This is a genomic window from Psychroflexus salis (genome assembly GCF_014640175.1).
Taxonomy (GTDB): domain Bacteria; phylum Bacteroidota; class Bacteroidia; order Flavobacteriales; family Flavobacteriaceae; genus Psychroflexus; species Psychroflexus salis.
On the sequence record NZ_BMGL01000005.1, the window covers coordinates 133,088 to 155,779 of the forward strand.

General features: G+C 33.4%; 20 protein-coding genes. 8 read left to right on the forward strand and 12 right to left on the reverse strand.

Annotated elements, in window-relative coordinates:
• Positions 1–42: 42 nt before the first annotated feature.
• From hisB to hisG, 4 genes are read right to left on the reverse strand one after another with little or no spacing between them, the layout of a single operon-like run.
• On the reverse strand, positions 43–1,185 hold the full coding sequence (gene hisB / locus IEV63_RS05320) for a bifunctional histidinol-phosphatase/imidazoleglycerol-phosphate dehydratase HisB (protein WP_188405751.1): 1,143 nt from the start codon (positions 1,183–1,185) through the stop codon (positions 43–45).
• 5 nt (positions 1,186–1,190) lie between these two features.
• Complete coding sequence (hisC, locus tag IEV63_RS05325) at positions 1,191–2,237, reverse strand: histidinol-phosphate transaminase (RefSeq protein ID WP_188405752.1); 1,047 nt, start codon at positions 2,235–2,237, stop codon at positions 1,191–1,193.
• 7 nt (positions 2,238–2,244) lie between these two features.
• Positions 2,245–3,528, reverse strand: a complete 1,284-nt coding sequence (gene hisD / locus IEV63_RS05330) for a histidinol dehydrogenase (RefSeq protein WP_188405821.1) — start codon at positions 3,526–3,528, stop codon at positions 2,245–2,247.
• A gap of 2 nt (positions 3,529–3,530) precedes the next feature.
• On the reverse strand, positions 3,531–4,385 hold the full coding sequence (hisG, locus tag IEV63_RS05335; RefSeq protein ID WP_188405753.1) for an ATP phosphoribosyltransferase: 855 nt from the start codon (positions 4,383–4,385) through the stop codon (positions 3,531–3,533).
• 418 nt (positions 4,386–4,803) lie between these two features.
• On the opposite strand from hisG, the gene IEV63_RS05340 reads away from it, so the two are divergent.
• Together IEV63_RS05340 and IEV63_RS05345 are read left to right on the forward strand one after the other, a co-directional pair.
• The gene (locus IEV63_RS05340) at positions 4,804–5,436 is read left to right on the forward strand and encodes a MarC family protein (RefSeq protein ID WP_188405754.1); all 633 of its coding nucleotides are present in this window, start codon (positions 4,804–4,806) and stop codon (positions 5,434–5,436) included.
• A 189-nt stretch (positions 5,437–5,625) separates the two neighbouring features.
• A complete protein-coding gene (locus tag IEV63_RS05345; RefSeq protein ID WP_188405755.1) occupies positions 5,626–6,021 on the forward strand; it encodes a glyoxalase in 396 nt (131 codons plus the stop codon).
• A gap of 55 nt (positions 6,022–6,076) precedes the next feature.
• On the opposite strand, the gene IEV63_RS05350 is transcribed toward IEV63_RS05345, so the two are convergent.
• Both IEV63_RS05350 and gyrA read right to left on the reverse strand, forming a co-directional pair.
• Entirely contained in the window at positions 6,077–7,345 is a 1,269-nt protein-coding gene (locus IEV63_RS05350) for a tetratricopeptide repeat protein (RefSeq protein ID WP_188405756.1), read from the reverse strand.
• Between the two features lie 21 nt (positions 7,346–7,366).
• Positions 7,367–9,925 carry a DNA gyrase subunit A gene (gene gyrA / locus IEV63_RS05355; protein ID WP_188405757.1) on the reverse strand — a complete coding sequence of 853 codons (2,559 nt, stop codon included), beginning with the start codon at positions 9,923–9,925 and terminating at the stop codon, positions 7,367–7,369.
• Between the two features lie 226 nt (positions 9,926–10,151).
• Here gyrA and IEV63_RS05360 point away from each other — a divergent pair, with 226 nt between their 5' ends.
• Complete coding sequence (locus IEV63_RS05360; protein WP_188405758.1) at positions 10,152–12,713, forward strand: ATP-dependent Clp protease ATP-binding subunit; 2,562 nt, start codon at positions 10,152–10,154, stop codon at positions 12,711–12,713.
• Positions 12,706–13,206 (forward strand): hypothetical protein, encoded by a 501-nt coding sequence (locus IEV63_RS05365; RefSeq protein ID WP_188405759.1) that lies wholly within the window; start codon positions 12,706–12,708, stop codon positions 13,204–13,206. Before IEV63_RS05360 ends, IEV63_RS05365 begins: the two co-directional genes overlap by 8 nt.
• A gap of 49 nt (positions 13,207–13,255) precedes the next feature.
• Here IEV63_RS05365 and IEV63_RS05370 read toward each other — a convergent pair whose 3' ends face one another.
• Entirely contained in the window at positions 13,256–14,287 is a 1,032-nt protein-coding gene (locus IEV63_RS05370) for an RluA family pseudouridine synthase (protein WP_188405760.1), read from the reverse strand.
• Positions 14,287–14,925, reverse strand: a complete 639-nt coding sequence (locus IEV63_RS05375; RefSeq protein ID WP_188405761.1) for a PASTA domain-containing protein — start codon at positions 14,923–14,925, stop codon at positions 14,287–14,289. Before IEV63_RS05375 ends, IEV63_RS05370 begins: the two co-directional genes overlap by 1 nt.
• Positions 14,926–15,325: 400 nt before the next feature.
• Between IEV63_RS05375 and IEV63_RS05380 the strand changes: the two genes are divergently transcribed.
• The 4 genes from IEV63_RS05380 (at position 15,326) to IEV63_RS05395 (ending at position 17,305) form a co-directional block, all read left to right on the forward strand.
• On the forward strand, positions 15,326–15,466 hold the full coding sequence (locus IEV63_RS05380; RefSeq protein WP_188405762.1) for a hypothetical protein: 141 nt from the start codon (positions 15,326–15,328) through the stop codon (positions 15,464–15,466).
• Between the two features lie 67 nt (positions 15,467–15,533).
• Entirely contained in the window at positions 15,534–15,821 is a 288-nt protein-coding gene (locus tag IEV63_RS05385) for a phosphoribosylpyrophosphate synthetase (RefSeq protein ID WP_188405763.1), read from the forward strand.
• 90 nt (positions 15,822–15,911) lie between these two features.
• A complete protein-coding gene (locus tag IEV63_RS05390; protein ID WP_188405764.1) occupies positions 15,912–16,388 on the forward strand; it encodes a Dps family protein in 477 nt (158 codons plus the stop codon).
• Positions 16,389–16,456: 68 nt separating this feature from the next.
• Entirely contained in the window at positions 16,457–17,305 is an 849-nt protein-coding gene (locus IEV63_RS05395; protein WP_188405765.1) for a mechanosensitive ion channel family protein, read from the forward strand.
• A 17-nt stretch (positions 17,306–17,322) separates the two neighbouring features.
• Here IEV63_RS05395 and bshA read toward each other — a convergent pair whose 3' ends face one another.
• From bshA to IEV63_RS05415, 4 genes are read right to left on the reverse strand one after another with little or no spacing between them, the layout of a single operon-like run.
• On the reverse strand, positions 17,323–18,444 hold the full coding sequence (bshA, locus tag IEV63_RS05400; RefSeq protein WP_188405766.1) for an N-acetyl-alpha-D-glucosaminyl L-malate synthase BshA: 1,122 nt from the start codon (positions 18,442–18,444) through the stop codon (positions 17,323–17,325).
• Between the two features lie 44 nt (positions 18,445–18,488).
• Positions 18,489–21,401, reverse strand: coding sequence for a serine hydrolase domain-containing protein (locus IEV63_RS05405; RefSeq protein WP_188405767.1), 2,913 nt, complete (start codon positions 21,399–21,401; stop codon positions 18,489–18,491).
• 9 nt (positions 21,402–21,410) lie between these two features.
• Positions 21,411–21,893 carry an ABC transporter ATPase gene (locus tag IEV63_RS05410; protein ID WP_188405768.1) on the reverse strand — a complete coding sequence of 161 codons (483 nt, stop codon included), beginning with the start codon at positions 21,891–21,893 and terminating at the stop codon, positions 21,411–21,413.
• 2 nt (positions 21,894–21,895) lie between these two features.
• The gene (locus IEV63_RS05415) at positions 21,896–22,687 is read right to left on the reverse strand and encodes a (Fe-S)-binding protein (RefSeq protein ID WP_188405769.1); all 792 of its coding nucleotides are present in this window, start codon (positions 22,685–22,687) and stop codon (positions 21,896–21,898) included.
• Positions 22,688–22,692 lie beyond the last annotated feature (5 nt).

The window sequence follows — 22,692 nt, forward strand, 5'->3', positions numbered from 1 at the left end:
ATTATTTCTTAATACTTAATTCTAATATCTTCATTTTAAAAACTACAGTATTCCTTTTGTGCTGGGTAAAATCATTTTTTCTGTGTTTCGTTTAGTTGCCATTTTAATGGTCTTGGCAAAGGCTTTAAAAATAGCTTCTATTTTGTGGTGTTCGTTAGCGCCGATGGCTTGTATATTTAGATTTGCTTTTGCGGCATCTGAAAAGGATTTAAAGAAATGCAAAAACATTTCAGTCGGCATTTTGCCAATCATTTCTCGTTTAAAATCGGCTTGCCATACCAACCAATTTCTTCCACCGAAATCGATGCTTACTTTGGCTTCACAATCATCCATGGGTAAACAAAATCCGTAGCGTTCTATTCCGAGTTTATCGCCTAAAGCTTCGTTAAAAACTTCTCCTAATACTATGGCCGTATCTTCTATGGTGTGGTGTTCATCTACTTCTAAATCGCCTTTAACCTGAATGTTTAAATCGACTTGACCATGTTTCGCGATTTGCGTTAACATATGATCAAAAAATGCAATTCCCGTTGAAATTTCACTTTTTCCACTTCCATCAAGGTTCAATTCGATGACTATTGAAGTTTCTGAAGTAATCCGTTTTATTTTTGAAACGCGATTCCCAAACTTTAAAAAACGGTAAATCGCTTCCCAAGATTGGGTTTCTAAAGCAACAAAAGGGTTTAAATCTTCTGCTATTGATACTTCTTCGCTTCCTAAATCAGGATTTACGTTTAAAAAAATTGCTTTGGCTCCTAAGTTTTTGGCTAATTTTACATCGGTAATTCGATCGCCAATAACCAACGAATTGGCTAAATCGTATGCTTCTGAAAAATACTTGGTTAACAATCCCGTATTGGGTTTACGTGTCTCTGCGTTTTCTTCGGGAAAGGTTTTATCGATGAGTACCTCAGCAAATTGAACACCTTCATTTTTAAAACTACGTAAAATAAAATCGTGTACAGGCCAAAAATTCTCTTCTGGATGTGATTCCGTTCCTAAGCCATCTTGGTTGGTAATCATCACTAATTCGTAGTTTAATTCCCTTGCAATTTTACCCAAATAAAACAAGGCTTGTGGATAAAAATCGAGCTTTACAAAAGCATCGATTTGAAAATCGGCTGGCTCTTGAATTAAAGTACCATCCCGATCGATAAACAAAACTTTTTTTGGAAGTTGATTCATGTAATTTATTTTTGAGCATTTAAGTTCAGTAAAGCCTGAACTAACTTTATATTTTCTTTGGGTGTCCCGATACTAATTCGCAAACAATTTTCACAATGTAACTCGTTAGTTCGGTTGCGGACCACAATTCCTTTTTCAATTAATTGATGGTAGCGTAAAATAGCATTATCTACTTTCATCAATAAAAAATTAGCTTCCGATGGAAATAGTTTTTCAACAAAAGAAATCTTTTTTAGTGCATTACGCAGTAATTCCCGTTCAGAAATTAACATTTCTACTTGATTCTTATAAGTTTCAGCTGAAGCTATTACTTCCATCGCTTTGGCTTGCGTTAACTGATTCACATTGTAAGGTGGTTTAATTTTATTGAGCAATTGAATGATTTCAGTTTGCGCAAAACCCATTCCTAAACGGATTCCTGCATGCGCAAATGCTTTTGAAAAGGTTTGTAAAACTACTAAATTTGGAAAATGATTCAACTCACTTACGAATGAAGCTTGTGTAGCAAAATCAATATAAGCTTCATCTAAAACTACCAATCCCTTGAAATTTTTTAAAATGAATTTAATGGCTTTGGTATTCATTACATTTCCACTCGGATTGTTAGGAGAACACAGAAAAATCAATTTTGTACGTGAGGTAATCGCTGCTAAAATCGCTTCGGTTTCTATCTGAAAATCTTTAGTTAAAGGAACTTCATTTAACTTAATCTCGTTTACTTCTGCCAATACTTTATACATTCCGTAAGTTGGCGGAATGCTAATAACTTCGTCTTGTTTAGGTTCACAAAATGCACGAAAAAGCAGGTCTAAAACTTCATCGCTTCCGTTGCCTAAAATCATATTTTCTGCAGGAACACCTTTCAATTTTGCTAAAGCTATTTTTACTTTTGAAGCATGGGGGTCGGGATAGCGATTGTAACCCGAATTAAACGGGTTTTCGTTCGCATCTTGAAAAATAAAATCCTGATGGCTTTCGGTAAATTCATCTCTGGCAGATGAATATGGCTTCATTTGAAGCACATTTTTACGGGCTAATTCACTTAATTTCATAACCAAGCTATTTTAATGATTCGATTCGTAAGCTCATGGCATTTTTGTGCGCATCCAATCCTTCGGCTTCAGCCATCAATTCTACGGCCTTTCCTATATAATGAACACCTTCTGGCGAAATCTCTTGAAAAGTAATGCTTTTGGTAAACGCATCTAAATTTACTCCGCTGTATTGTTTGGCGTAGCCGTTAGTAGGTAAAGTATGATTGGTTCCTGAAGCGTAATCACCTGCACTTTCTGGGGTGTAATTTCCTATAAAAACGGAACCTGCGTTTTCAATATTTTCAATAAAAAAATCATTATCATTTGTACAGACTATAAAATGTTCGGGAGCGTATTCATTGATTAAATTCAATGCGTCTTCCTTATTTTCTAAGAGAATAATTTTAGAATTTTTAATAGCCTTTGTTGCGATTTCTTTTCGAGGTAATTCATTTAATTGTCTAATAATTTCCGTCTGAACTTCACCTACTAAATTAGCTGAAGTGCTTACTAAAATTACTTGCGAATCGGCTCCATGTTCGGCTTGACTTAATAAATCCGAAGCGACAAATGCAGGTTTAGCCGATTCGTCTGCCATAACTAATAATTCTGATGGTCCAGCCGGCATATCGATACTCACATTGTATTGGGTAGCCAGTTGTTTGGCCACGGTTACATATTGATTACCCGGTCCAAAAATTTTAAAAACCTTAGGAATGCTTGCCGTTCCAAATGTCATTGCTCCAATAGCCTGAATTCCTCCTGCCTTGCATATTTTTGTAATTCCGCATAACTGAGCTGTGTATAAAATAGCTGGATGAATTTTTCCTTCTTTATCGGGTGGTGTGCACAACACGATTTCTTTACAACCAGCTATTTTGGCTGGTAAAGCCAGCATTAAGACTGTTGAAAAAAGCGGAGCGCTACCACCAGGAATATACAAGCCAACTTTTTGGATCGGTCTTTTTTCTTGCCAGCATTTTACGCCAGGTTGTGTCTCTACTACTACCCGACTGGTTTTTTGGGCTGCATGAAAAGTTTCTATATTATGTTTAGCTAGTTGAATGGCTTCTTTTAAATCGGAAGTTATAAGTTGTTCAGCTTCTTGAACTTCTTCATTCGAAACCAGCAAATGATCTACTTCAACGCCATCGAACAAGCGTGTATATTTACTTACCGCTTCATCGCCTTGTTGAATTACTTCAGCAAAAATTTGTTCAACTGTTGCTTCAATATCTTTTAATTCTTGGGTAGGTCTTTTTAAAATAGTTTCCCATTCTTGTGGTGATGGATTTGTAATTAATTGCATCATTAGATTACCATTTTTTCGATTGGACAAACCAAAATTCCTTCAGCTCCCGCTAGTTTTAGCTCGTCTATAATTTCCCAAAATTTTTCTTGTTGAATTACGGTGTGCAAAGAACTCCAGCCTTCTTTAGCTAACGGCAGTAAAGTGGGGCTTTTCATACCGGGTAAAATAGAAATAATTTGGTCGATTTTGTTGTTGGGTGCATTCAGCAACACATATTTAGACTCTTTAGCTTTTAAAACCGTTTGAATTCGGAATTGCAGCTTAGCCAATAGCTCTGCTTTCTCATTTGATAAATTAGGTGATGTAGCTAATACCGCTTCACTTTTTAAAATAATTTCAGTTTCCTTTAAATTGTTTTTAAAAAGCGTGCTTCCACTAGAAACAATGTCGCAAATGGCATCGGCTAATCCAATATTTGGAGCAATTTCTACCGAACCACTAATTTTATGTAGTTCAGCTTCAACTTGGTGTTTTTTAAGAAACTTTTGAACCGTATTGGGATACGAAGTAGCAATTTTTTTACCTTGTAAATCATCAACTGAATGGTAGAATTCATTTTTAGGTATTGCAATAGAAACTCGACATTTGGAAAAGCCTAATCGTTCGACAATAGATAAATCTTCTCCTTTTTCGTATAATAAATTCTCGCCTATAATCGCTAAATCTGCAACGCCATCTCTTAGGTATTGTGGAATGTCTCCATTTCTAAGAAAAAGTACTTCCATAGGAAAATTAGTAGCTGAAACTTTTAGTTGATCACGACCATTATCGATGTAAATTCCGCAATCTTTCAATAATTTAAGCGATTGTTCGTTTAATCTACCCGATTTTTGAATTGCTATTTTTAATTTCATTTATATGTAATTATAAGTTTATAAAAAAACCCGTTTGATAAGCTCAAACGGGTTTTGAATTTTATTTATGATGTAGCACCAATCATTTATTCAACGCCGTTTTGAGCGATGTGTGAAAATGATGTATGTGCCAAAATTTCTTCATTATCCTACAAAATTAAACCTTAAATTGAATATGCCAAGTTTACTAACAATTATTTAAGTAAGTTGGAAGGTTTTTAGCTAGTGGTAGTTGGTAGTTAATAGTTGGTGGTTTTTCTATTTATATATGGGTTATTGTCAAGATCTTGATACATTTTTTTGAAGTTACTTGAATAAATAAGAAATTGATCTCTTTTAAATATTTTAAAATTAGATGAATTGGCTATTGTTATGCTTTAAACTTAATCCTATTTTTGCAAGCTTAATTTTTTGAAAAATGACAGATTACATCACTTTTGGAATTTTGTGTTTCACTACTTTTTTTACCATTATTAATCCGCTAGGAGTTATGCCTATTTTTATGACTATGACGCGAGAAATGGAAAAAGAAGACCGAAACTTAACAGCTAAAAAGGCTATTTTAGCATCTTTTATTACTTTAGTGGTCTTTGCCTTTTCAGGACAAATATTGTTTAATTTTTTCGGGATTTCTGTAAATAGTTTCCGTGTTGTTGGTGGAATTATCTTCTTTTTAATGGGTATGGATATGCTGCAAGCCCGATTAGGTACAGTAAAAGTAAAACCCGAAGAAATTAAAGCCTACGTTTCCGATATTTCAATTACACCACTTGCTATTCCTATGATTACTGGTCCTGGTGCCATTACCAATGCTATTGTTTTAATGGAAGATGCTAAAGAGATCGAGTTTAAGTTGGTTTTATTGGTTGCCATTTTAATTGTATTTGCTATTACGCTAGTAATTTTGCTTAGTGCAACTAAAATTATCAAGCTATTAGGTACAACTGGTAATAATGTATTGATGCGCTTAATGGGCTTAATTATTATGGTAATTGCTATTGAATTCTTTTTGAGTGGTTTCAAGCCGATTATTCAAGACATTTTGGCTTAAACAGTTTATGCTTATGTAGTTTATATTTCGACTAGACTTGCTATGCTAGAATCTTAAAATATGTTTGTTATATCTTGAGATTAGTACGGATTAATAGAGCCTATTTATTTAGAGCTCTAAACATTTACATTATTTAATTTTTAACTAAATATATAGGTTTACAAAAATGTTGATGTTTAATTTGCAGTTATGAAAAATAGAGATGAATATTTGCGATCAATCAGACCTGAATTGAAGAAAGCAAAAGTAAAACCGGACACTTTAGCGCACGAAGCTTTTCAAAATAATACGCTACGACCAATTGCTAAATTTCAAAACGATTTGTTAGCTGAAGTTTTTAAGGTTTACATCAAGTACCGTAAAAATAAATTTTACGGTTTAAATTTAGAAAACAAACAAACTTATATAGAAGATGCTGTAAAAAAAGATGCTAAGTTAAGAAGACAATTACAAGGGGTTTTTATTGGTCTTTTTACAATAGAAGAGTATGAAGTATATTCATCGGACTACAAAGCTTATAATAAACGTATTAACAATCTGTGTATTGAACGTTTAAAGAGTCAATTGCAATTGTTTGAAGCATAAAAAAACCGTCTCAATAATTTGAAACGGTTCTGTTATATGTATTAAGCTGCAAAACTTAGTTCATTGCATCTAACTTTTCTTTCATATCTTTTGCCTTTTCATCTTCACCTGTTTGGTAGTAAATGTTCATTAAAGTTTGAACTACTCCTTTACTATCTGGATTAATTTTATAAGCTTCTAATAAAATAGGTAAGGCTTCTACATAAATTTCTTGTTTCTGTTGGTTTAATTTTTCATACTTTTTATTGTCAGCAGCACTCATGCCCAATTCATTCATTTGGTCGATAATGCCTTGCTCTTTAGCTAAAATTACACTGGCTAAATTTAAGTATGCATTCAACAATTCAGGGTTAAGCTCAATGGCTTTTTCGTAGAATTGCTTAGCCGCTTCCATATCATCTAATTGTTCTGAAGAAATACCCAAATTTAAATATACATTAGCATCGTCTGGAGCCATATCTTTAACTTTATTCATAATTTCTCTGTACATTTCCAAATTATCCATTTGGTAATACAAATCAGCTTCTACTTGTAGCATGGTAATATCTTCTGGATCCATTTCTTTGGCTACTTGAACCGCTTGCATTGCTTTTTCTGGCTCTTCTAACTGTAAATACAATCTCGAAACTGTTTTTGCTATCTCAGCTTTTAGTGATGGAGATTTTTCATCTACAGGATCTTTATAATCGCCCGTTTTTAATGCGATATCTCGGTAGTCTTTATCTTGACCGAAACTTTCTTTTTGGCCAGTTTCTATATTGGTTGCAAAGTAAGTTACCGAACTCCCATCAAAACCTAATTCCATTAACGTTTTAAAATAATCAATAGCCGTATCGTATTTTTGAGCGTTTATTGCATTACCAGCTGCATAGTATAAATGAACCGTATCTTTTTTTCCTAATTGGTAAGATGTATAAAGTTTTTTGGATGCCAACTCAAACTTCTCTTCATTTTGATTATCTACTGCTCCATTAACGAGTGCATTTTTAATTTGGGTAATACCGTTTAACGCATCTTCATCGTTTGCATCATTAGCTAAGGTTTTATTATAAAATTCAGCTGCTTTTTTTAAATCTTCTAAAGATGCATCTTTTCCTTCATTTGGTCCGAAGTAAAATTTACCATAAGCATTGTAGTAACGGTTTACCCATTTTTCACTTTCGGCTTCAATATTTAATTCTTTTGCTTTTTCAAGTTCAGTTTTAGCATCAGCAAAATTGTTTTGGTCTAAAGCTTTCATTGCGCTTCGTACTTCTCCTTTTTGAGCATTAGCGACAAAACTTAAACATAAAGCCAATCCTAAGGTTATTAATTTAGTATTCATTTTGATGTATAATTTTTGTTATTATTCGTTTGTTGGTGCATCATCTTGCGGTGCTGCATCAGTATTATTCGTTTGTTGATTATTTTCTAAATTATCAGCTTCTTCGTCAATTTCTTCGTCTTCGATAGCTATTTTAGCAACTGCAGCAATGGAATCGCCATCTTTTAAATTGATTAATCGAACTCCTTGCGTGGCTCTACCCATGGTTCGCAGTTCTTGCATAGACATTCTAATAGCCACTCCAGACTTTTTAATAATCATTAAATCGTCTGCATCGGTAACATTTTTAATCGATACTAAATCGCCAGTTTTTTCTGTAATTGAAATGGTTTTCACCCCTTTTCCACCACGATTGGTAGTACGATAAATCGGGTCACCCGATTCTGGGTCATCTATAAATGTACGTTTACCATAGCCATTTTCTGAAACAACCAATACGGTTTCTTCTTTTGGGTTGTTAACGGTTATCATACCAACAACTTCATCTTGATTAGAACCTAAGGTAATTCCGCGAACACCAGAAGCATTCCTTCCCATAGGACGAGTTTTGCTTTCTTCAAATCGGATAGCTTTACCTGATTTTAAAGCAAGCATAACTTCAGACTCTCCATTGGTTAGTGTAGCCGAAAGTAATTCGTCTCCTTCTTTAATAGTAATGGCATTAATTCCGTTGGTTCTTGGTCTTGAATACTGTTCTAAAGATGTTTTTTTAACCTGACCTTTTTTAGTAGCCATCAACACGTAATTTGAATTTACGTAATCTTCATCTTTTAAATCTTGCGTACAAATAAAAGCTTTTAGCTTATCATCTGGGTCGATATTAATTAGATTTTGAATAGCTCTTCCTTTAGAAGCTTTAGTTCCTTCGGGAATTTCAAAAACACGCATCCAGAAACATTTACCATTTTGTGTGAAAAACAGCATGTATTGGTGGTTGGTTCCCACAAACAAATACTCAGAAAAATCTTCGTCTCTTGTAGTTGTTGCTTTCTGTCCTACTCCGCCTCTACTTTGTGTTTTATATTCAGACAATGAAGTTCGCTTAACGTATCCTGCATGAGAAATAGTAATGACAACTTGTTCATTAGGAATCATATCCTCCATGCTCAAGTCACCACCAGCATATTCTATAACAGAGCGGCGTTCATCACCATATTTTTCTTTAATTTCAAGCAATTCATCTTTAATAATTTGCATTCTTCGTTCTTCGCTGCCTAAAATATCTTTTAAATCTTCAATCGTTTTCATCAAATCTTCATATTCAGATCTAAGCTTATCTTGTTCAAGACCGGTTAATTGTCTTAAACGCATTTCAACGATTGCCTTAGCTTGAATTTCAGATAATTCGAAACGCTCAATCAATTTAGCTCTTGCTTCGTCTGCGTTAGATGAGCCGCGAATAATTTTAATTACTTCATCAATATGGTCTGATGCGATAATTAAACCTTCTAAAATATGAGCTCGTTCTTCTGCTTTACGGAGTAAAAATTGTGTTCTACGAGTTACTACATCGTGTCTATGTTCTACAAAATGATGAACTAAATCGCGCAAATTCAACATTTGTGGTCTTCCTTTTACCAGTGCAATATTATTTACACTAAAAGAAGATTGCAATGCAGTATGCTTATATAAGGTATTAAGAACTACATTAGGAACCGCATCTTTTTTCATAAAATAAACAATACGCATTCCGTTTCGATCAGATTCGTCGCGTATTAAAGAGATGCCTTCAATTTTTTTATCGTTTACTAAATCGGCTGTTTTCTTAATCATATCAGCCTTATTCACTTGGTAAGGAATTTCAGTTACGATAATACACTCTTTACCATTTACTTCTTCAAAAGAAGCTTTAGCACGCATAACTACTCTTCCACGTCCTGTTTTGTAGGCTTCTCTTACTCCGTCGTAACCATAAATAGTTCCTCCGGTAGGAAAATCGGGAGCTTTAATAAACTCCATTAAACCTTCCACATCAATTTCTTTATTATCGATGTATGCAGAAACGCCTTCAATTACTTCAGTTAAATTATGTGGAGCCATATTCGTGGCCATACCAACAGCAATTCCACTAGCACCATTTACCAATAAGTTAGGAACTCGGGTAGGTAAAACAGTAGGTTCTTCAAGCGTATCATCGAAGTTTAATGAAAAATCTACGGTTTCTTTGTCTATGTCCGATAGTAATTCTTCACTAATCTTACGCATTCTCGCTTCAGTATATCGCATTGCTGCTGGGCTGTCTCCATCTACCGAACCAAAGTTACCTTGCCCATCAACTAATTGATAGCGCATACTCCAATCCTGTGCCATCCTTACCATTGCATCGTAAACCGAAGTATCTCCATGCGGATGATACTTACCAAGCACTTCACCTACAATTCTAGCTGATTTTTTATGTGGGCGATTCGATAGAACGCCTAATTCATTCATTCCAAATAAAACCCTTCTGTGTACTGGTTTAAGACCATCCCTAACATCGGGTAAGGCTCTTGAAACAATTACAGACATTGAGTAATCAATGTAAGCTGTTTTCATCTCGTCTTCAATATTGATAGGAATCAATTGTTCGCCGTCTGCCATAAATTAAATTTTAATTAATTTGTTTGAGCCGCTAATTTACATAAAAAAATCACTATTTTGGCACTACTGAAGTCATAAAACCTGCTTTTTTGTTAACAAAAGATTATTAGCAACTTAATGCCATATTGGCATCATTTTATGGCATGTTTAGTATATATTTTGTTATTTAGTATTTATTATTAATGGTATTGTTTTTGAACAATAGTATACAAATGAAGATAGAAATATGGACGATAATTTTTCACCTAAAGTAAAAGATGTAATTAGTTTTAGCAAAGAAGAAGCCTTACGTTTAGGCCATGATTTTATTGGCACTGAACATTTAATGCTTGGTTTGCTAAGAGATGATACTTGTAAAGCCGTCGAACTTTTAAACAGTTTTGATGTAGACCTCAACCGACTTCGAAAGAAGGTAGAAATTATAAATCCTACCGACTTTACTTCAAATAAAATTAACACTAACCAAAATTTACATTTAACTCGACAAGCTGAACGCGCTTTAAAAGCTTCATTTTTGGAAGCTAAGCTTTTTCAAAGTTCATCGATTAACACTGCACATTTGTTGCTTTGTATTTTACGAAATAACGAAGACCCTATTACCAAACTATTGGGTAAATTAAATGTTAATTACGATAATGTAAAACAAGAATTTAAGTCTATGATTTCAGAAAACGGAAATACGTTTAACGAACCTAGAGCAGAATCCTATCCTGAAGATAATCCTGCTGGTGGTAGAAAATCTCCTTTTGAAGGCTCCAGCGACAGTGGTAAATCCTTCAAGTCTAATAAAAAATCTAAAACTCCCGTCTTAGATAATTTTGGTAGAGATTTAACCGCCATGGCAGAAGATGGAAAACTAGATCCTGTTGTGGGTAGAGAAAAAGAAATTGAACGCGTATCGCAAATTTTAAGTAGAAGAAAAAAGAATAATCCTTTACTTATAGGTGAACCTGGTGTTGGTAAAAGTGCTATTGCTGAAGGCTTAGCCTTGCGCATTATTCAACGAAAAGTTTCCCGTATTTTATACGACAAACGCTTAATTACTTTAGATTTAGCTAGTTTAGTTGCTGGCACGAAATACCGTGGTCAGTTTGAAGAACGCATGAAAGCGGTTATGAATGAATTGGAAAAGAATGATGATATTATTCTGTTTATCGATGAAATTCATACTATAGTTGGTGCTGGTGGTGCAACGGGTAGCTTAGATGCTAGCAATATGTTTAAACCTGCTTTAGCGCGTGGCGAAATACAATGTATTGGTGCAACTACTTTAGATGAATACCGACAAAATATTGAGAAAGACGGCGCTTTGGAGCGAAGATTTCAAAAAATTATTATAGAACCAGCTTCTATTGATGAATCTATTGAAATATTACAAAATATAAAAGAAAAATACGAAGACCACCATAATGTAGAATTTACGGAAGAAGCTATTTTGGCATGTGTAAAGTTAACATCTAGGTATATGAATGATCGTTTTCTTCCAGATAAAGCTATCGATGCTTTAGATGAAGCTGGATCTCGAGTACATATTACTAACATTAATGTACCACAACGAATTTTAGATCTAGAAGAGAAATTGGAAGAAATTAGAAAAATAAAGAATACAGTTGTTAAAAAGCAAAAGTATGAAGAAGCAGCTAAGCTTAGAGATGACGAAAAGAATGTTGAAAAAGAGCTAGAAATTGCTCAAGAGGAGTGGGAAGCGGATGCAAAAGAGAATAAAATTGTTGTGCATGAAAACGACATTGCAGATGTAGTTTCGATGATGACGGGAATACCGGTTAATCGAATTGCTAAAACTGAAGGCAATAAACTAGCAGAATTACCCAACACCATTAAAGGAAAAGTTATTGGTCAAGATGAAGCTGTTGTTAATATTGTAAAGGCCATTCAGCGAAATAGAGCTGGTTTAAAAGACCCTAACAAACCTATAGGTTCGTTTATTTTCTTAGGTCAGACTGGAGTTGGTAAAACTCAATTGGCTAAAGTACTTGCAACCGAGTTATTCGACAACGAAGATGCGCTAGTGCGTTTAGATATGAGTGAATATATGGAGAAATTTGCAGTTTCTCGTTTAATTGGTGCTCCTCCTGGCTACGTTGGTTATGAAGAAGGTGGGCAACTTACCGAAAAAATTAGACGTAAGCCATATGCTGTACTCTTGTTAGATGAAATTGAAAAAGCGCATCCCGATGTATTTAATATGCTGCTTCAAGTTTTAGACGATGGCCATTTAACCGACAGCCTTGGTCGAAAAATTGACTTTAGAAATACCATTATTATTATGACATCGAATATTGGTGCACGAAAATTAAAAGACTTCGGTACAGGTGTTGGTTTTGGAACTAAATCTCAAAAAGAACAAGAAAAAGATAACAGTAGAAAAGTTATTGAAGGTGCTTTGAAAAAAGCTTTTGCTCCAGAATTTTTAAATCGTGTAGACGATGTAATTATTTTTAATGCATTAGATAAAAAACATATTCATAAAATTATAGATATAGAATTAGCCAAATTATTCGCTAGAATTGAAGAAATGGGCTACACATTTAGCCTTTCTGATGATGCTAAAGATTTTATAGCAGAAAAAGGATTCGATGCTAAATATGGAGCTCGGCCTTTAAATAGAGCAATTCAGAAATACATTGAAGATGCATTAGCCGAAAAAATTATCAATACCGAAATTAACGAAGGTGATGAAATTAAAATGGATTTTGATAAAGAAAGCAATAAGCTGGTGTTGAGCACAAGCAATACTAAAAACCCTAAATCAAAAGATAATGAATAAGTTTTTAATTTCATTAAGTTTAATTGGATTGCTAACTTCTTGTAAGAATGAAAACAACAAGTCCAAAGAAGCTGAAATAGAAAACAAACAAGTTAAAGAAGTAACTCCTAGTATAGTTTCTCCTGAAATGGAAGAAATACCTGTTTTAAAAAAGTGTTACACCTATAGAGCTAAAGATCAAAAAGCTAAACTAAATTTAGAGCTGGAAGACGAAATGGTTACTGGTAAATTAAGTTTTAAAGGAAACGACAATAAAAATGGTTATGTAATAGGACAATTTCAACAAGACACTTTATACCTTACCTACAAATATGTAGAAGATAATCAAAAAATGGCAAAAGAATTAGTGCTACTAGAAAATAAAGATGATTTTACTTTACAAATGGCCACTGCCAATTATACACAGGTTAAAGGAATTGATGTTATTGCCGATCAAAGTAAAATTAAATTTAATGGACTTATATTCGAAAAGTTCGATTGTAAACAAGAGTAATACAATTTATTTTTCTGAAAATTTAAAAGCTGCTGTTTAGCAGCTTTTTTTAATATTGCTTACTATGTTTTGCATAATTTCTCCATTTAGCAATACATTCTTGTATATCCTGAGGTATTGGAGAATCAAATTGCATCCATTGCTTGGTTTCTGGATGCTCAAAACCAAGAGTTTTAGCATGTAAAGCTTGACGTGGTAAGACTTTAAAACAATTATCTATAAACTGTTTGTATTTAGAAAAAGCAGTACCTTTTAATATTTTATTTCCTCCGTAACGTTCATCGTTAAATAAGGTATGGCCAATGTATTTTAAGTGAACTCTAATTTGATGCGTTCTACCCGTTTCTAGTTTACAACTAACTAAAGTTACATACGTAAAACGTTCAATAACTTTGTAATGCGTAACAGCAGGCTTGCCAAATTCAGCATCGTCTCCTTCAAAAACAATATTTTGCATTCTATTTTTGGGGCTTCTACCAATATTTCCATCAATGGTTCCTTCGTTATTTTCTACATTTCCCCAAACCATCGCCACATATTCTCGTTGACTTGTTTTATGAAAAAATTGGTTGGTTAGGTGTTGCATAGCTGCTTCTGTTTTAGCAACAACTAATAAACCACTTGTTTCTTTATCAATACGGTGAACCAAACCCGGACGCTGACTAGAATTGTTTGGGAGATTTTCAAAATGATAGATTAGGGCATTGATTAAAGTACCCGAATAATTTCCGTGTCCAGGATGAACAACCATTCCCGCTGGTTTATTTACAACCAACAATGCATCGTCTTCATAAACAATATCGAGTGGAATATTTTCAGGTATAAGCTGAGATTCGTAGGGAGGATAAGACAAAAGCACTTTTACTTCGTCAAAAGCTTTTACCTTATAATTTTGCTTTACACTTATATTGTTTACATAAATATTACCATCTTTTGCTGCTTGTTGAATTTTAGAACGCGTTGCACTTTCTATGAAATTCATTAAAAATTTATCTATTCGAAGCGGCTCTTGGCCTTTTGCAGCAGTAAAATGATGATGCTCGTAAAGTTCGTCTTGATCCTGATCAAAGTTATTTTCCATTAGTTGTTTAAATTGGGATTTGTTTCTAAGTGCAACGTACTGTCTGCATTTGGCAAACTATCGCTTGGTGGTATTTTTTGACCATATTTCAATTTACCGTCGCCTACTACTAAATTTAGTGTAGATGTTTTTTTAATTCGCTGACCAGGCTTAATGGTATCCTTTTCGTGTAACAAATGTAAGACTACATCTGCAATATTTGGTACTACTTTTATTTCGCCAACCTGCAAACCTACAGATAATAAACTTGGTTTAGCTTGTCGCAAAGATTTTCCAATAATGTTTTTAGGAATTTCAACTTCTGGATATCCGGAAGGGTTTAAACTAATATAAATCTTACGATTTTCTTTAACAGAGCTACCCGATTTTGGCATCTGATCGGTAACCGATTTTTTAGGAAAATCTGGGTTGTAAGAAGTAGAATCTATAACTTCATATCGCAAATTAAGCGATTGGAGCTTTTTTTCTGCAATACTTAATTCTAATTTAGACAAATTTGGAACCTTAATATATTCTTGATGATTAGTAGAATATTTTAACCATACCAAAGTAGATAAAACAATTAAAGCTATTAAAATAACAGCAATGACAATTTGCTTTATAAAAGTTTTGCTTAAAAGAAATTGAAAAAAATTCATTTGGTACGATTTGGCGCAAAGATATTAATTGGAATGACTTAATTATAGTAAAAAAGAAAATCAATTTAAAAGTTAATGCATACTTTGGCTAAGCTCAGCTTTTATTAGCAGTTAAATTAAGAGACATGACTTTCTTATTTATAACCATATCATCAAACAAATAATAGCATTGGTAAATAAAATCTGCCTAACACAAAAACACTTAAAATACATTCTTTTTGGAATAGATTAAGGTATTGTAATTAGTATCAACGATTATCAATACTTATAATGTATATTAAATTGAACATTCTAAAGCAAAATATTTACTAAAGTTTAGCTATAAAAACTTTAGATTGCTTATTTTAATTGATGTTTATTTTAATTATATACAAAGGAAGCTAACTATAAGATTTAATATATGAAACTATCAAAATCAACATGGCTGTATATGGCTGCTGCAATTATTACCTTATATGGAATAATAACCGGTTTTTATTTATTTATTTTTCTTGCATTCCCTGTTGGTTTGTTTGGCTATCAAGATCAGAATAAGAAATAATACGTTAAATTGAATTTAATCAAACCTAAATTCTCTATAAAAACAGCTATCTTGGAAAAAAACAATTATGGATACACAAACATTATCACAAAAAATTGAAGAGCTTAAACAAAAGGGATATTTGGTTAATTATTCAGTAAAAGACAACCGTATTGTTAATCAAGATGAAAAAATTGAACTAAAAATAGATGACTTAATTATAGATGATTTTTTTAGATTTGAAGGTATGTCAAATCCATCTGATACATCCATACTCTATGCCATCAATACAGAAAATGGAAAGAAAGGGACTTTGGTTGAAGGTTATGGAGTAAATAGCAGTATTTCTAAAGCATTAGCTGAAAAAATAAAATAGCAACTGTTAAACATAATTTAAAGTGAAGCAAATCCTTAACTATAACTAATATTTATTTTATATTCGTATTTAATAATAAAAACTTATAAAATGACATATTTAAATTTAGACGAAAATAAAACAAAAGAAACCGTAAAAGAACTAAATAATCTATTAGCAGATTATCACTTGTATTACCAAAAGTTAAGAAATTTTCATTGGAATGTAAGTGGAAAAAACTTTTTCGATTTACATGAAAAGTTTGAAGAATTATACGATGATGCAAAATTAAAAATTGATGAAATTGCAGAACGTATACTTACTTTAAGACAAAAACCAAAAAGCAACTTATCAGATTATTTAAGTTTGAGTAATGTTAAAGAATCTGATGATGATTTGGAAGATTATAAAATGGTCGAAATGTTAATTGAAGATCATGGAATAATTATACAACAAATGCGTAAAGTAGTTAACGTAGCAGATAATGCTAGTGATGAAGGTACGATAGATTTGGTTGGAGCTTACATCCGTGAGCTAGAAAAGTCTAGTTGGATGCTCGAAGTATGGTCTAAAAAGATTAAAGCATAGTGTTTAATTACTCACTACTAAATAAATTCTCAGAACTCAAGTCTGAGCTAATTGACAAAATTTCAGGAATGGTAGATTCAATTATTTTGAATCTACCAAATTTTGTTATAGCTATATTAGTATTTATAGTTTTTATTATTATAGCCAAATATACAGGAAAACTCGTTGATCGAATTTTTCAAAAAACTACAGCCCAGCGTTCTGTTCGCATCATAATTGTAAAAGTTACGAAAGTTAGTGTTATTTTACTAGGCTTTTTTATTGCTTTAGGAATACTAAACTTAGATAAAGTATTAACTTCAGTTTTAGGAGCAGCAGGTGTAATTGGTTTAGCAATTGGTTTAGCACTACAAGGCACCTTAAACAATACCTTTTCTGGCGTAATTTTGAGTTTTTTACCACGAATCCAAATAGGCGATTGGGTAGAAACTAACGACTTTAGTGGTAGAGTTACCGATATAGATTTGCGTAGTGTTGTATTGCAAACCGCAGATCAAAATCAAGTAATTATTCCCAATTCCAAAATAGTAGATACACCATTCAAAAATTTTTCAAGAACGCATAGAGGAAGAATTAGCCTGTCTTGTGGTGTCGGTTATGAAAGTAATTTGGAAGAAGTACAACAACTTACAGAAAATGTAATTCAAAACACTTTTGAACAAAACATAGGCGAAGAAATTGAATTTTATTACCAAGAATTTGGAGACAGTTCTATCAATTTTATTGTTCGGTTTTGGACTAATGTTAGAGATCAAAAAGATGTATTAAAAGCTACTCATTTGGCTATACTAGCTATTAAAAGAACTTTTAATGAACATGATATCAACATACCTTTCCCAATTAGAACCTTAGATTTTGGAAAGAATAAATTCCGATCTGAAACTATTCAGATTAACCAAGATTCAAAGCAAACTTAAGTCACTTTAAAGTTTGCTTATTTACTCATTTTACGGTATAAATTTTCGTACATCGGCACAACTTCTTTAATATCAAATTTCCAAGCTTGCTTTTCTGCATTTAGCTTCATTTTAGCTAACTTTTCTTCATCTTTTAAGATACGAATACCACGTTCTGCCATAGCATCAACATCGCCTATATCACATAAATAACCAGATTCACCATCGGTAATTACTTCAGGCAATCCTCCCGCATTCGAAGCTACAACTGGTAAACCATGCGCCATGGCTTCTAATGCCGCTAGACCAAAACTTTCTTTTTCAGATGGCAATAAGAATAAGTTAGAAAAACACAATATACGTTCAATCTCGTTCGATTTACCTAAAAATATAATTTGATCTCGGATTCCTAATTCGTGTGCTAACTTTGATGCATTTTCACGTTCAGGACCATCGCCAATGATAAGGAGTTTCACCTTAATTTCTTTTTGTATTTTATTGAAAATTTCAATTACATGGTCAATTCGTTTTACAGGCCTTAAGTTACTAACGTGAACAATAATTTTTTCATCTTCATTGGCCATTAAATGGCGCTTGCAATTTTCAAAATCTTTTTGAAGATTATTCATATCGATAAAGTTAGGAATAACATGAACTTCCTTTTCAATATCAAAAATTGCTAAGGTATCTGCTTTTAAACTAGCTGAAACAGAAGTTACAACATCGCTTTTATTAATACTAAAATTAACCGCAGGCTTGTAAAAATTATGGCTTCCTACTAAGGTGATATCTGTTCCGTGAAGTGTTGTCATCATGGGCAAATGAATATTTTCTTCTGCTAGCATTTTTTGTGCCATATAACCAGCATAAGCATGTGGAATGGCATAATGTACATGTAAAACATCAATTTCAAACTTTTTAACTACGGTTACCAATTTACTTGAAAGTGCAAGTTCGTAAGGTTGATAATGAAACAAGGGATATTCGGGTACAATTACTTCGTGGTAATGAATATTATGTGTTAAATAATCTAAACGAACAGGTTGTTTGTAGGTTACAAAATGAATTTCATGCCCACGTTTTGCCAAGGCAATTCCCAATTCGGTTGCTACTACTCCACTCCCACCAAAAGTAGGATAACACACAATGGCTATTTTCATTTATTTAATTTTATTCAGATATTACTTTAAATCATCTTAAAAGTTTAATCACTTATTAGAGCTTCATATATAATTTCTTGGATTCTAGTTCTAACATTAGATTGTATTAGTTTTTTATTGTTAGCGTCTGGAAACGTACGATTAGATAAAAATACATAAATTATATCTTCATCGGGGTCAGCCCATGCATAAGTTCCCGTAAAACCAGAATGTCCAAAACTATTCATCGATAAGCAGCCACAAGTAGGACCCAAATCTTCAAGTTGTGGTTTATCGAATACAATTCCGCGTCTAACTTCATCATCACAATAATAGCAGGTATTAAATTTATCGATGGTTTCTGGTAACAAGTATTGTTTTCCTGCATAATTTCCACCTGTATTATACATCATCATTATTTTGGCAACGTCTTCAGCATTACCAAATAATCCAGCATGTCCACCCACTCCACCTAACATAGCAGCACCTTGGTCGTGCACAGTTCCTTGTACAATTTGCTTGCGCCAAAGTAAGTCGTTTTCTGAAGGGACTATTTGTTCTAATTTAAAATAATTTAAAGGGAAATACCGTAAGTTTTCCAATTGCATGCTTCCATAAAAAAAGCTTTTAGCAAGTTGATTTATAGGTTTACCATAAATATTTTCTAAGTAAGGCTTTATTATATAAAATGGCAAATCGCTATACTTGTATTCTTGTTTATTAAGTAATTCAGAATTTTTAATTTCTTTATAGATGCTGTCTTTATAGTCTGTACGTAAAAACAATTGCGATGCTACTGGTATTGAAAATTCTTCTGAATAATTGGGTTGATAATACGTATCAAAATTATCTAAAGTATTTTTATAAAATGGTATCCAAGATTGCAAACCTGCGTAATGCGAAAAAAGTCTTTTTAAAGATAAATTTGCCTTATTTGTCGATTTATATTCTTCCAAAATATCACCTAACTTAGAAGTTTCTATATCTAGATACGCTTGCTCCTGAGCAAGCATTAAGATGGGAAGCGTTCCTAAAATTTTGGTTAAAGAAGCCAAATCGTATATACTATTGCTCGTAACTGGAATTTTACGTTCGTAAGTATGGTAACCAAAGTTTTTTTGATACACAATTTCGTTTTCTTTTGCCACTAAAATTTGAAAACCAGGTGCCATTTTTTCTGCTAAAATTTCATCTGCTATGCTATCAATCTTAGAAAAAATAGAATAATTAAAATTCTTATTTATCGGGTTAGCATAGCCAAACAAATTAATGGCTTTAGTTTGTAAACCTGTTCCTTCGGGAAAGGAATTTCGAATACTAACCGGTAATTTTCCTGAAATAGGTTTTGCCCCAAATAGCATTTGAGCTGCTAAACTTTGCGCGATTTCAGTATTTTGATAAGCTTGTAAAATCACTTCTGTATTGATATAGCTTTGTAAGTCTGAAAGCGCGTAAGGACTAGAAAAATTAACTAAATAAACCCTGTTATTTTCACTGATAAAGTCGATAATTTCTTTGTCACTTTTAGATAAGGCATAAGATTTCCAAGGATTTGAATTAGAAACATGGTAACCGATAATGACCTGATCGTACTTTTCAAGATTATTTTTATTTGAAGCTTCCTTCAACGAAATTTGATCGATTTGATGGTATGTATTCAGTCTATTCAAAAAAGCCTGTCCATCCGCATCTCCTAATTTTAAATAGGCCATTTTTTCTTTATGGTTATTTAGGATAGGTAAAGCAGCCATATCATTTTTAACTAAAGTAATTGCATTTTGAAAGGCTAACTCTTCTATCGCTTCATTTTCAATTGTATGTAAATCTTCATATAAATGCTTTGTATTTACCAATCTATTTTCATGAAGGCCGGCTAAATACTTCGCCATCAGGATTTTTTTTACCGAATTCGCCAAACGCTTTTCAGAAAAAACTTCATCAACATAAGCTGCATGTATTTCTTCGATAGCTTGCGGTATATCTTCTGAAATTAACAACACATCGTTACCCGCTAAAAATGCATCTAAATCTACTTTTCCTGGTTTACTATACTGGCTTACGCCCTTCATATTTAGGGCATCGGTAATAATTAAACCTTTAAATTGAAGTTCGTTTTGAAGCAAATTAGTAACAACTTTTTGCGATAAAGTTGTGGGCAAACCCGATTTTGTTTCTAAAGATGGTACGTTGAGATGAGCTACCATGACACTGTGAACACCAGCTTCAAAAAGCTTATGAAAGGGATACAATTCTACTTCACGAATACGTTCTTCAGTAAATTCAATACTAGGTAAAGTTTTATGCGAATCTTGAGAAGTATCGCCATGCCCTGGAAAATGTTTTGCATTGCTCAACACACCAGCATCGCGCATTCCTTGCATAAATGCAATGGCGTTGTTGGCAACACGCACTTTATTTTCACCAAACGAACGATTTCCAATTATAGGATTTTGGGGGTTGGTATTTAAATCGGCAACCGGGGCAAAATTAATGTGAACCCCTAAACGTTTGTTGTGTTTACCAATTTGGTAACCTACTTTTTGAACTATTTCTGGATTTTGAATGGCTCCAAGAGTCATGTTCCAAGGAAAAGCAAAAGTTGAATCTAAGCGCATAGCCAAACCCCATTCTGCGTCCATACCTATTAGCAATGGCACTTTAGAAGCATTTTGGTAAGTATTGTTTAATTTAGCTTGCCGAACAGGTCCACCCTTAGAAAAAATAATCCCGCCAATACCATAATTTTCGATTAAGAATTTTGCTTTATTGGTATGCTTATCGTCTTTTTCTGAAAAAACATCGACCATAAAAAGCTGTGCAATTTTCTCTTTGGTACTTAGGCTTTGGTAAACTGAATCGACCCATTTTTGCTGAGCTTTTTCATTTTCAGCCAACAAAGGATTGATTTGTGCAATAGTTTCAGCGCATATAAAAAAACAAGTGAATAGGAAAATCCAGCTAAATTTAGTGTTTATCATGAAATTTACTTAAAGTAAGCGCTTATGCCAAGATTCCGTCATGGGAACTTCCCAAAACTCGTTAAATTCTTGTTTAGTATGTACTAGGTTATTAAAGACAATTGTATTAGGAGAAACCGACTTGTTTTTCACCATTTTTTTAAATTCCTTTAAATCTTTATAAGCAATAAACTTACCTTGTTTAAAACTCACATTCATTCGGTCTAACAATTCTACATCGTAGGTTTTTTCTAATCCTTGAATAAAGTGCACAGAAGCATCTATAGAACAACCCGATGCGGTAGATTCGTTTTGGTCTAGACCAAAAACAATAAAACGATTGTAAGGCAATTGAAACCCAGCTTGAAGCTGTGCACCATGGGCAGTCCATTCTTCTAAAAAAGCCGAAATTCGAACTTTCAATTCTGCTACTTCATCTTCTGTAAAAGTTCGGTTGCATTGGTATACCCAAATGCGTGAATCATCTGGTAAGGCATTAAAGTCTATTAGCATATTTAAAGGTCTTCAGCATTAGCAATCATTTCGGCAACATCAAGGACTTCAATCGAATCTTCTTTTTCTTTATTTTTAACACCGTCGGACATCATGGTGTTGCAAAATGGGCATCCAGCAGCAACTACATCAGGTTTGGTTTCCAAGGCTTCTTCAGTACGGTGAATGTTTACTTCTTTGTCTCCTTTTTCGGCATCCTTAAACATTTGCGCGCCTCCTGCTCCACAACACAAACCTCGGCTTTTGCACGATTTCATTTCAACAAGTTCGACTTCTAGTTTACGCAATAAATCCCTTGGTGCTTCATATTCATCGTTAGCTCTACCCAAGTAACACGGATCATGAAAAGTAATTCGTTTACCCTTGTATTTACCACCTTCCACTTTTAACCTTCCTTCATTTAAAAGGGATTTTAAAAACTGGGTGTGGTGCATCACTTGGTAGTTTCCACCGAGTTCGGGGTATTCATTTTTTATGGTATTGAAACAATGTGGGCATGCAGTGACTACTTTTTCAATTTCGTAGGCATTCATCACTTCAATATTAGTCATGGCTTGCATTTGAAAGAGAAACTCGTTTCCAGCTCTTTTAGCTGGATCGCCAGTACAGCCTTCTTCAGCTCCTAAAACAGCAAAATCTACTCCTGCTTTATGCAATAACTTTACAAAAGCTTTGGTTATTTTTTTGGCTCTGTCGTCGAAACTTCCTGCACATCCAACCCAAAATAATACTTCAGGTTTTTTGTTTTCTGCCATATATTGTGCCATTGTTGGCACTGAAATCTGTTCGCTCATAAAGC

What these genes read in the sequence shown, in the direction of transcription:
- hisB (WP_188405751.1), bottom strand. Translation starts at nt 1,185, where the DNA reads ATGAATCAACTTCCAAAAAAAGTTTTGTTTATCGATCGGGATGGTACT.
- hisC (WP_188405752.1), bottom strand. Translation starts at nt 2,237, where the DNA reads ATGAAATTAAGTGAATTAGCCCGTAAAAATGTGCTTCAAATGAAGCCA.
- hisD (WP_188405821.1), bottom strand. Translation starts at nt 3,528, where the DNA reads ATGCAATTAATTACAAATCCATCACCACAAGAATGGGAAACTATTTTA.
- hisG (WP_188405753.1), bottom strand. Translation starts at nt 4,385, where the DNA reads ATGAAATTAAAAATAGCAATTCAAAAATCGGGTAGATTAAACGAACAA.
- IEV63_RS05340 (WP_188405754.1), top strand. Translation starts at nt 4,804, where the DNA reads ATGACAGATTACATCACTTTTGGAATTTTGTGTTTCACTACTTTTTTT.
- IEV63_RS05345 (WP_188405755.1), top strand. Translation starts at nt 5,626, where the DNA reads ATGAAAAATAGAGATGAATATTTGCGATCAATCAGACCTGAATTGAAG.
- IEV63_RS05350 (WP_188405756.1), bottom strand. Translation starts at nt 7,345, where the DNA reads ATGAATACTAAATTAATAACCTTAGGATTGGCTTTATGTTTAAGTTTT.
- gyrA (WP_188405757.1), bottom strand. Translation starts at nt 9,925, where the DNA reads ATGGCAGACGGCGAACAATTGATTCCTATCAATATTGAAGACGAGATG.
- IEV63_RS05360 (WP_188405758.1), top strand. Translation starts at nt 10,152, where the DNA reads ATGGACGATAATTTTTCACCTAAAGTAAAAGATGTAATTAGTTTTAGC.
- IEV63_RS05365 (WP_188405759.1), top strand. Translation starts at nt 12,706, where the DNA reads ATGAATAAGTTTTTAATTTCATTAAGTTTAATTGGATTGCTAACTTCT.
- IEV63_RS05370 (WP_188405760.1), bottom strand. Translation starts at nt 14,287, where the DNA reads ATGGAAAATAACTTTGATCAGGATCAAGACGAACTTTACGAGCATCAT.
- IEV63_RS05375 (WP_188405761.1), bottom strand. Translation starts at nt 14,925, where the DNA reads ATGAATTTTTTTCAATTTCTTTTAAGCAAAACTTTTATAAAGCAAATT.
- IEV63_RS05380 (WP_188405762.1), top strand. Translation starts at nt 15,326, where the DNA reads ATGAAACTATCAAAATCAACATGGCTGTATATGGCTGCTGCAATTATT.
- IEV63_RS05385 (WP_188405763.1), top strand. Translation starts at nt 15,534, where the DNA reads ATGGATACACAAACATTATCACAAAAAATTGAAGAGCTTAAACAAAAG.
- IEV63_RS05390 (WP_188405764.1), top strand. Translation starts at nt 15,912, where the DNA reads ATGACATATTTAAATTTAGACGAAAATAAAACAAAAGAAACCGTAAAA.
- IEV63_RS05395 (WP_188405765.1), top strand. Translation starts at nt 16,457, where the DNA reads ATGGTAGATTCAATTATTTTGAATCTACCAAATTTTGTTATAGCTATA.
- bshA (WP_188405766.1), bottom strand. Translation starts at nt 18,444, where the DNA reads ATGAAAATAGCCATTGTGTGTTATCCTACTTTTGGTGGGAGTGGAGTA.
- IEV63_RS05405 (WP_188405767.1), bottom strand. Translation starts at nt 21,401, where the DNA reads ATGATAAACACTAAATTTAGCTGGATTTTCCTATTCACTTGTTTTTTT.
- IEV63_RS05410 (WP_188405768.1), bottom strand. Translation starts at nt 21,893, where the DNA reads ATGCTAATAGACTTTAATGCCTTACCAGATGATTCACGCATTTGGGTA.
- IEV63_RS05415 (WP_188405769.1), bottom strand. Translation starts at nt 22,687, where the DNA reads ATGAGCGAACAGATTTCAGTGCCAACAATGGCACAATATATGGCAGAA.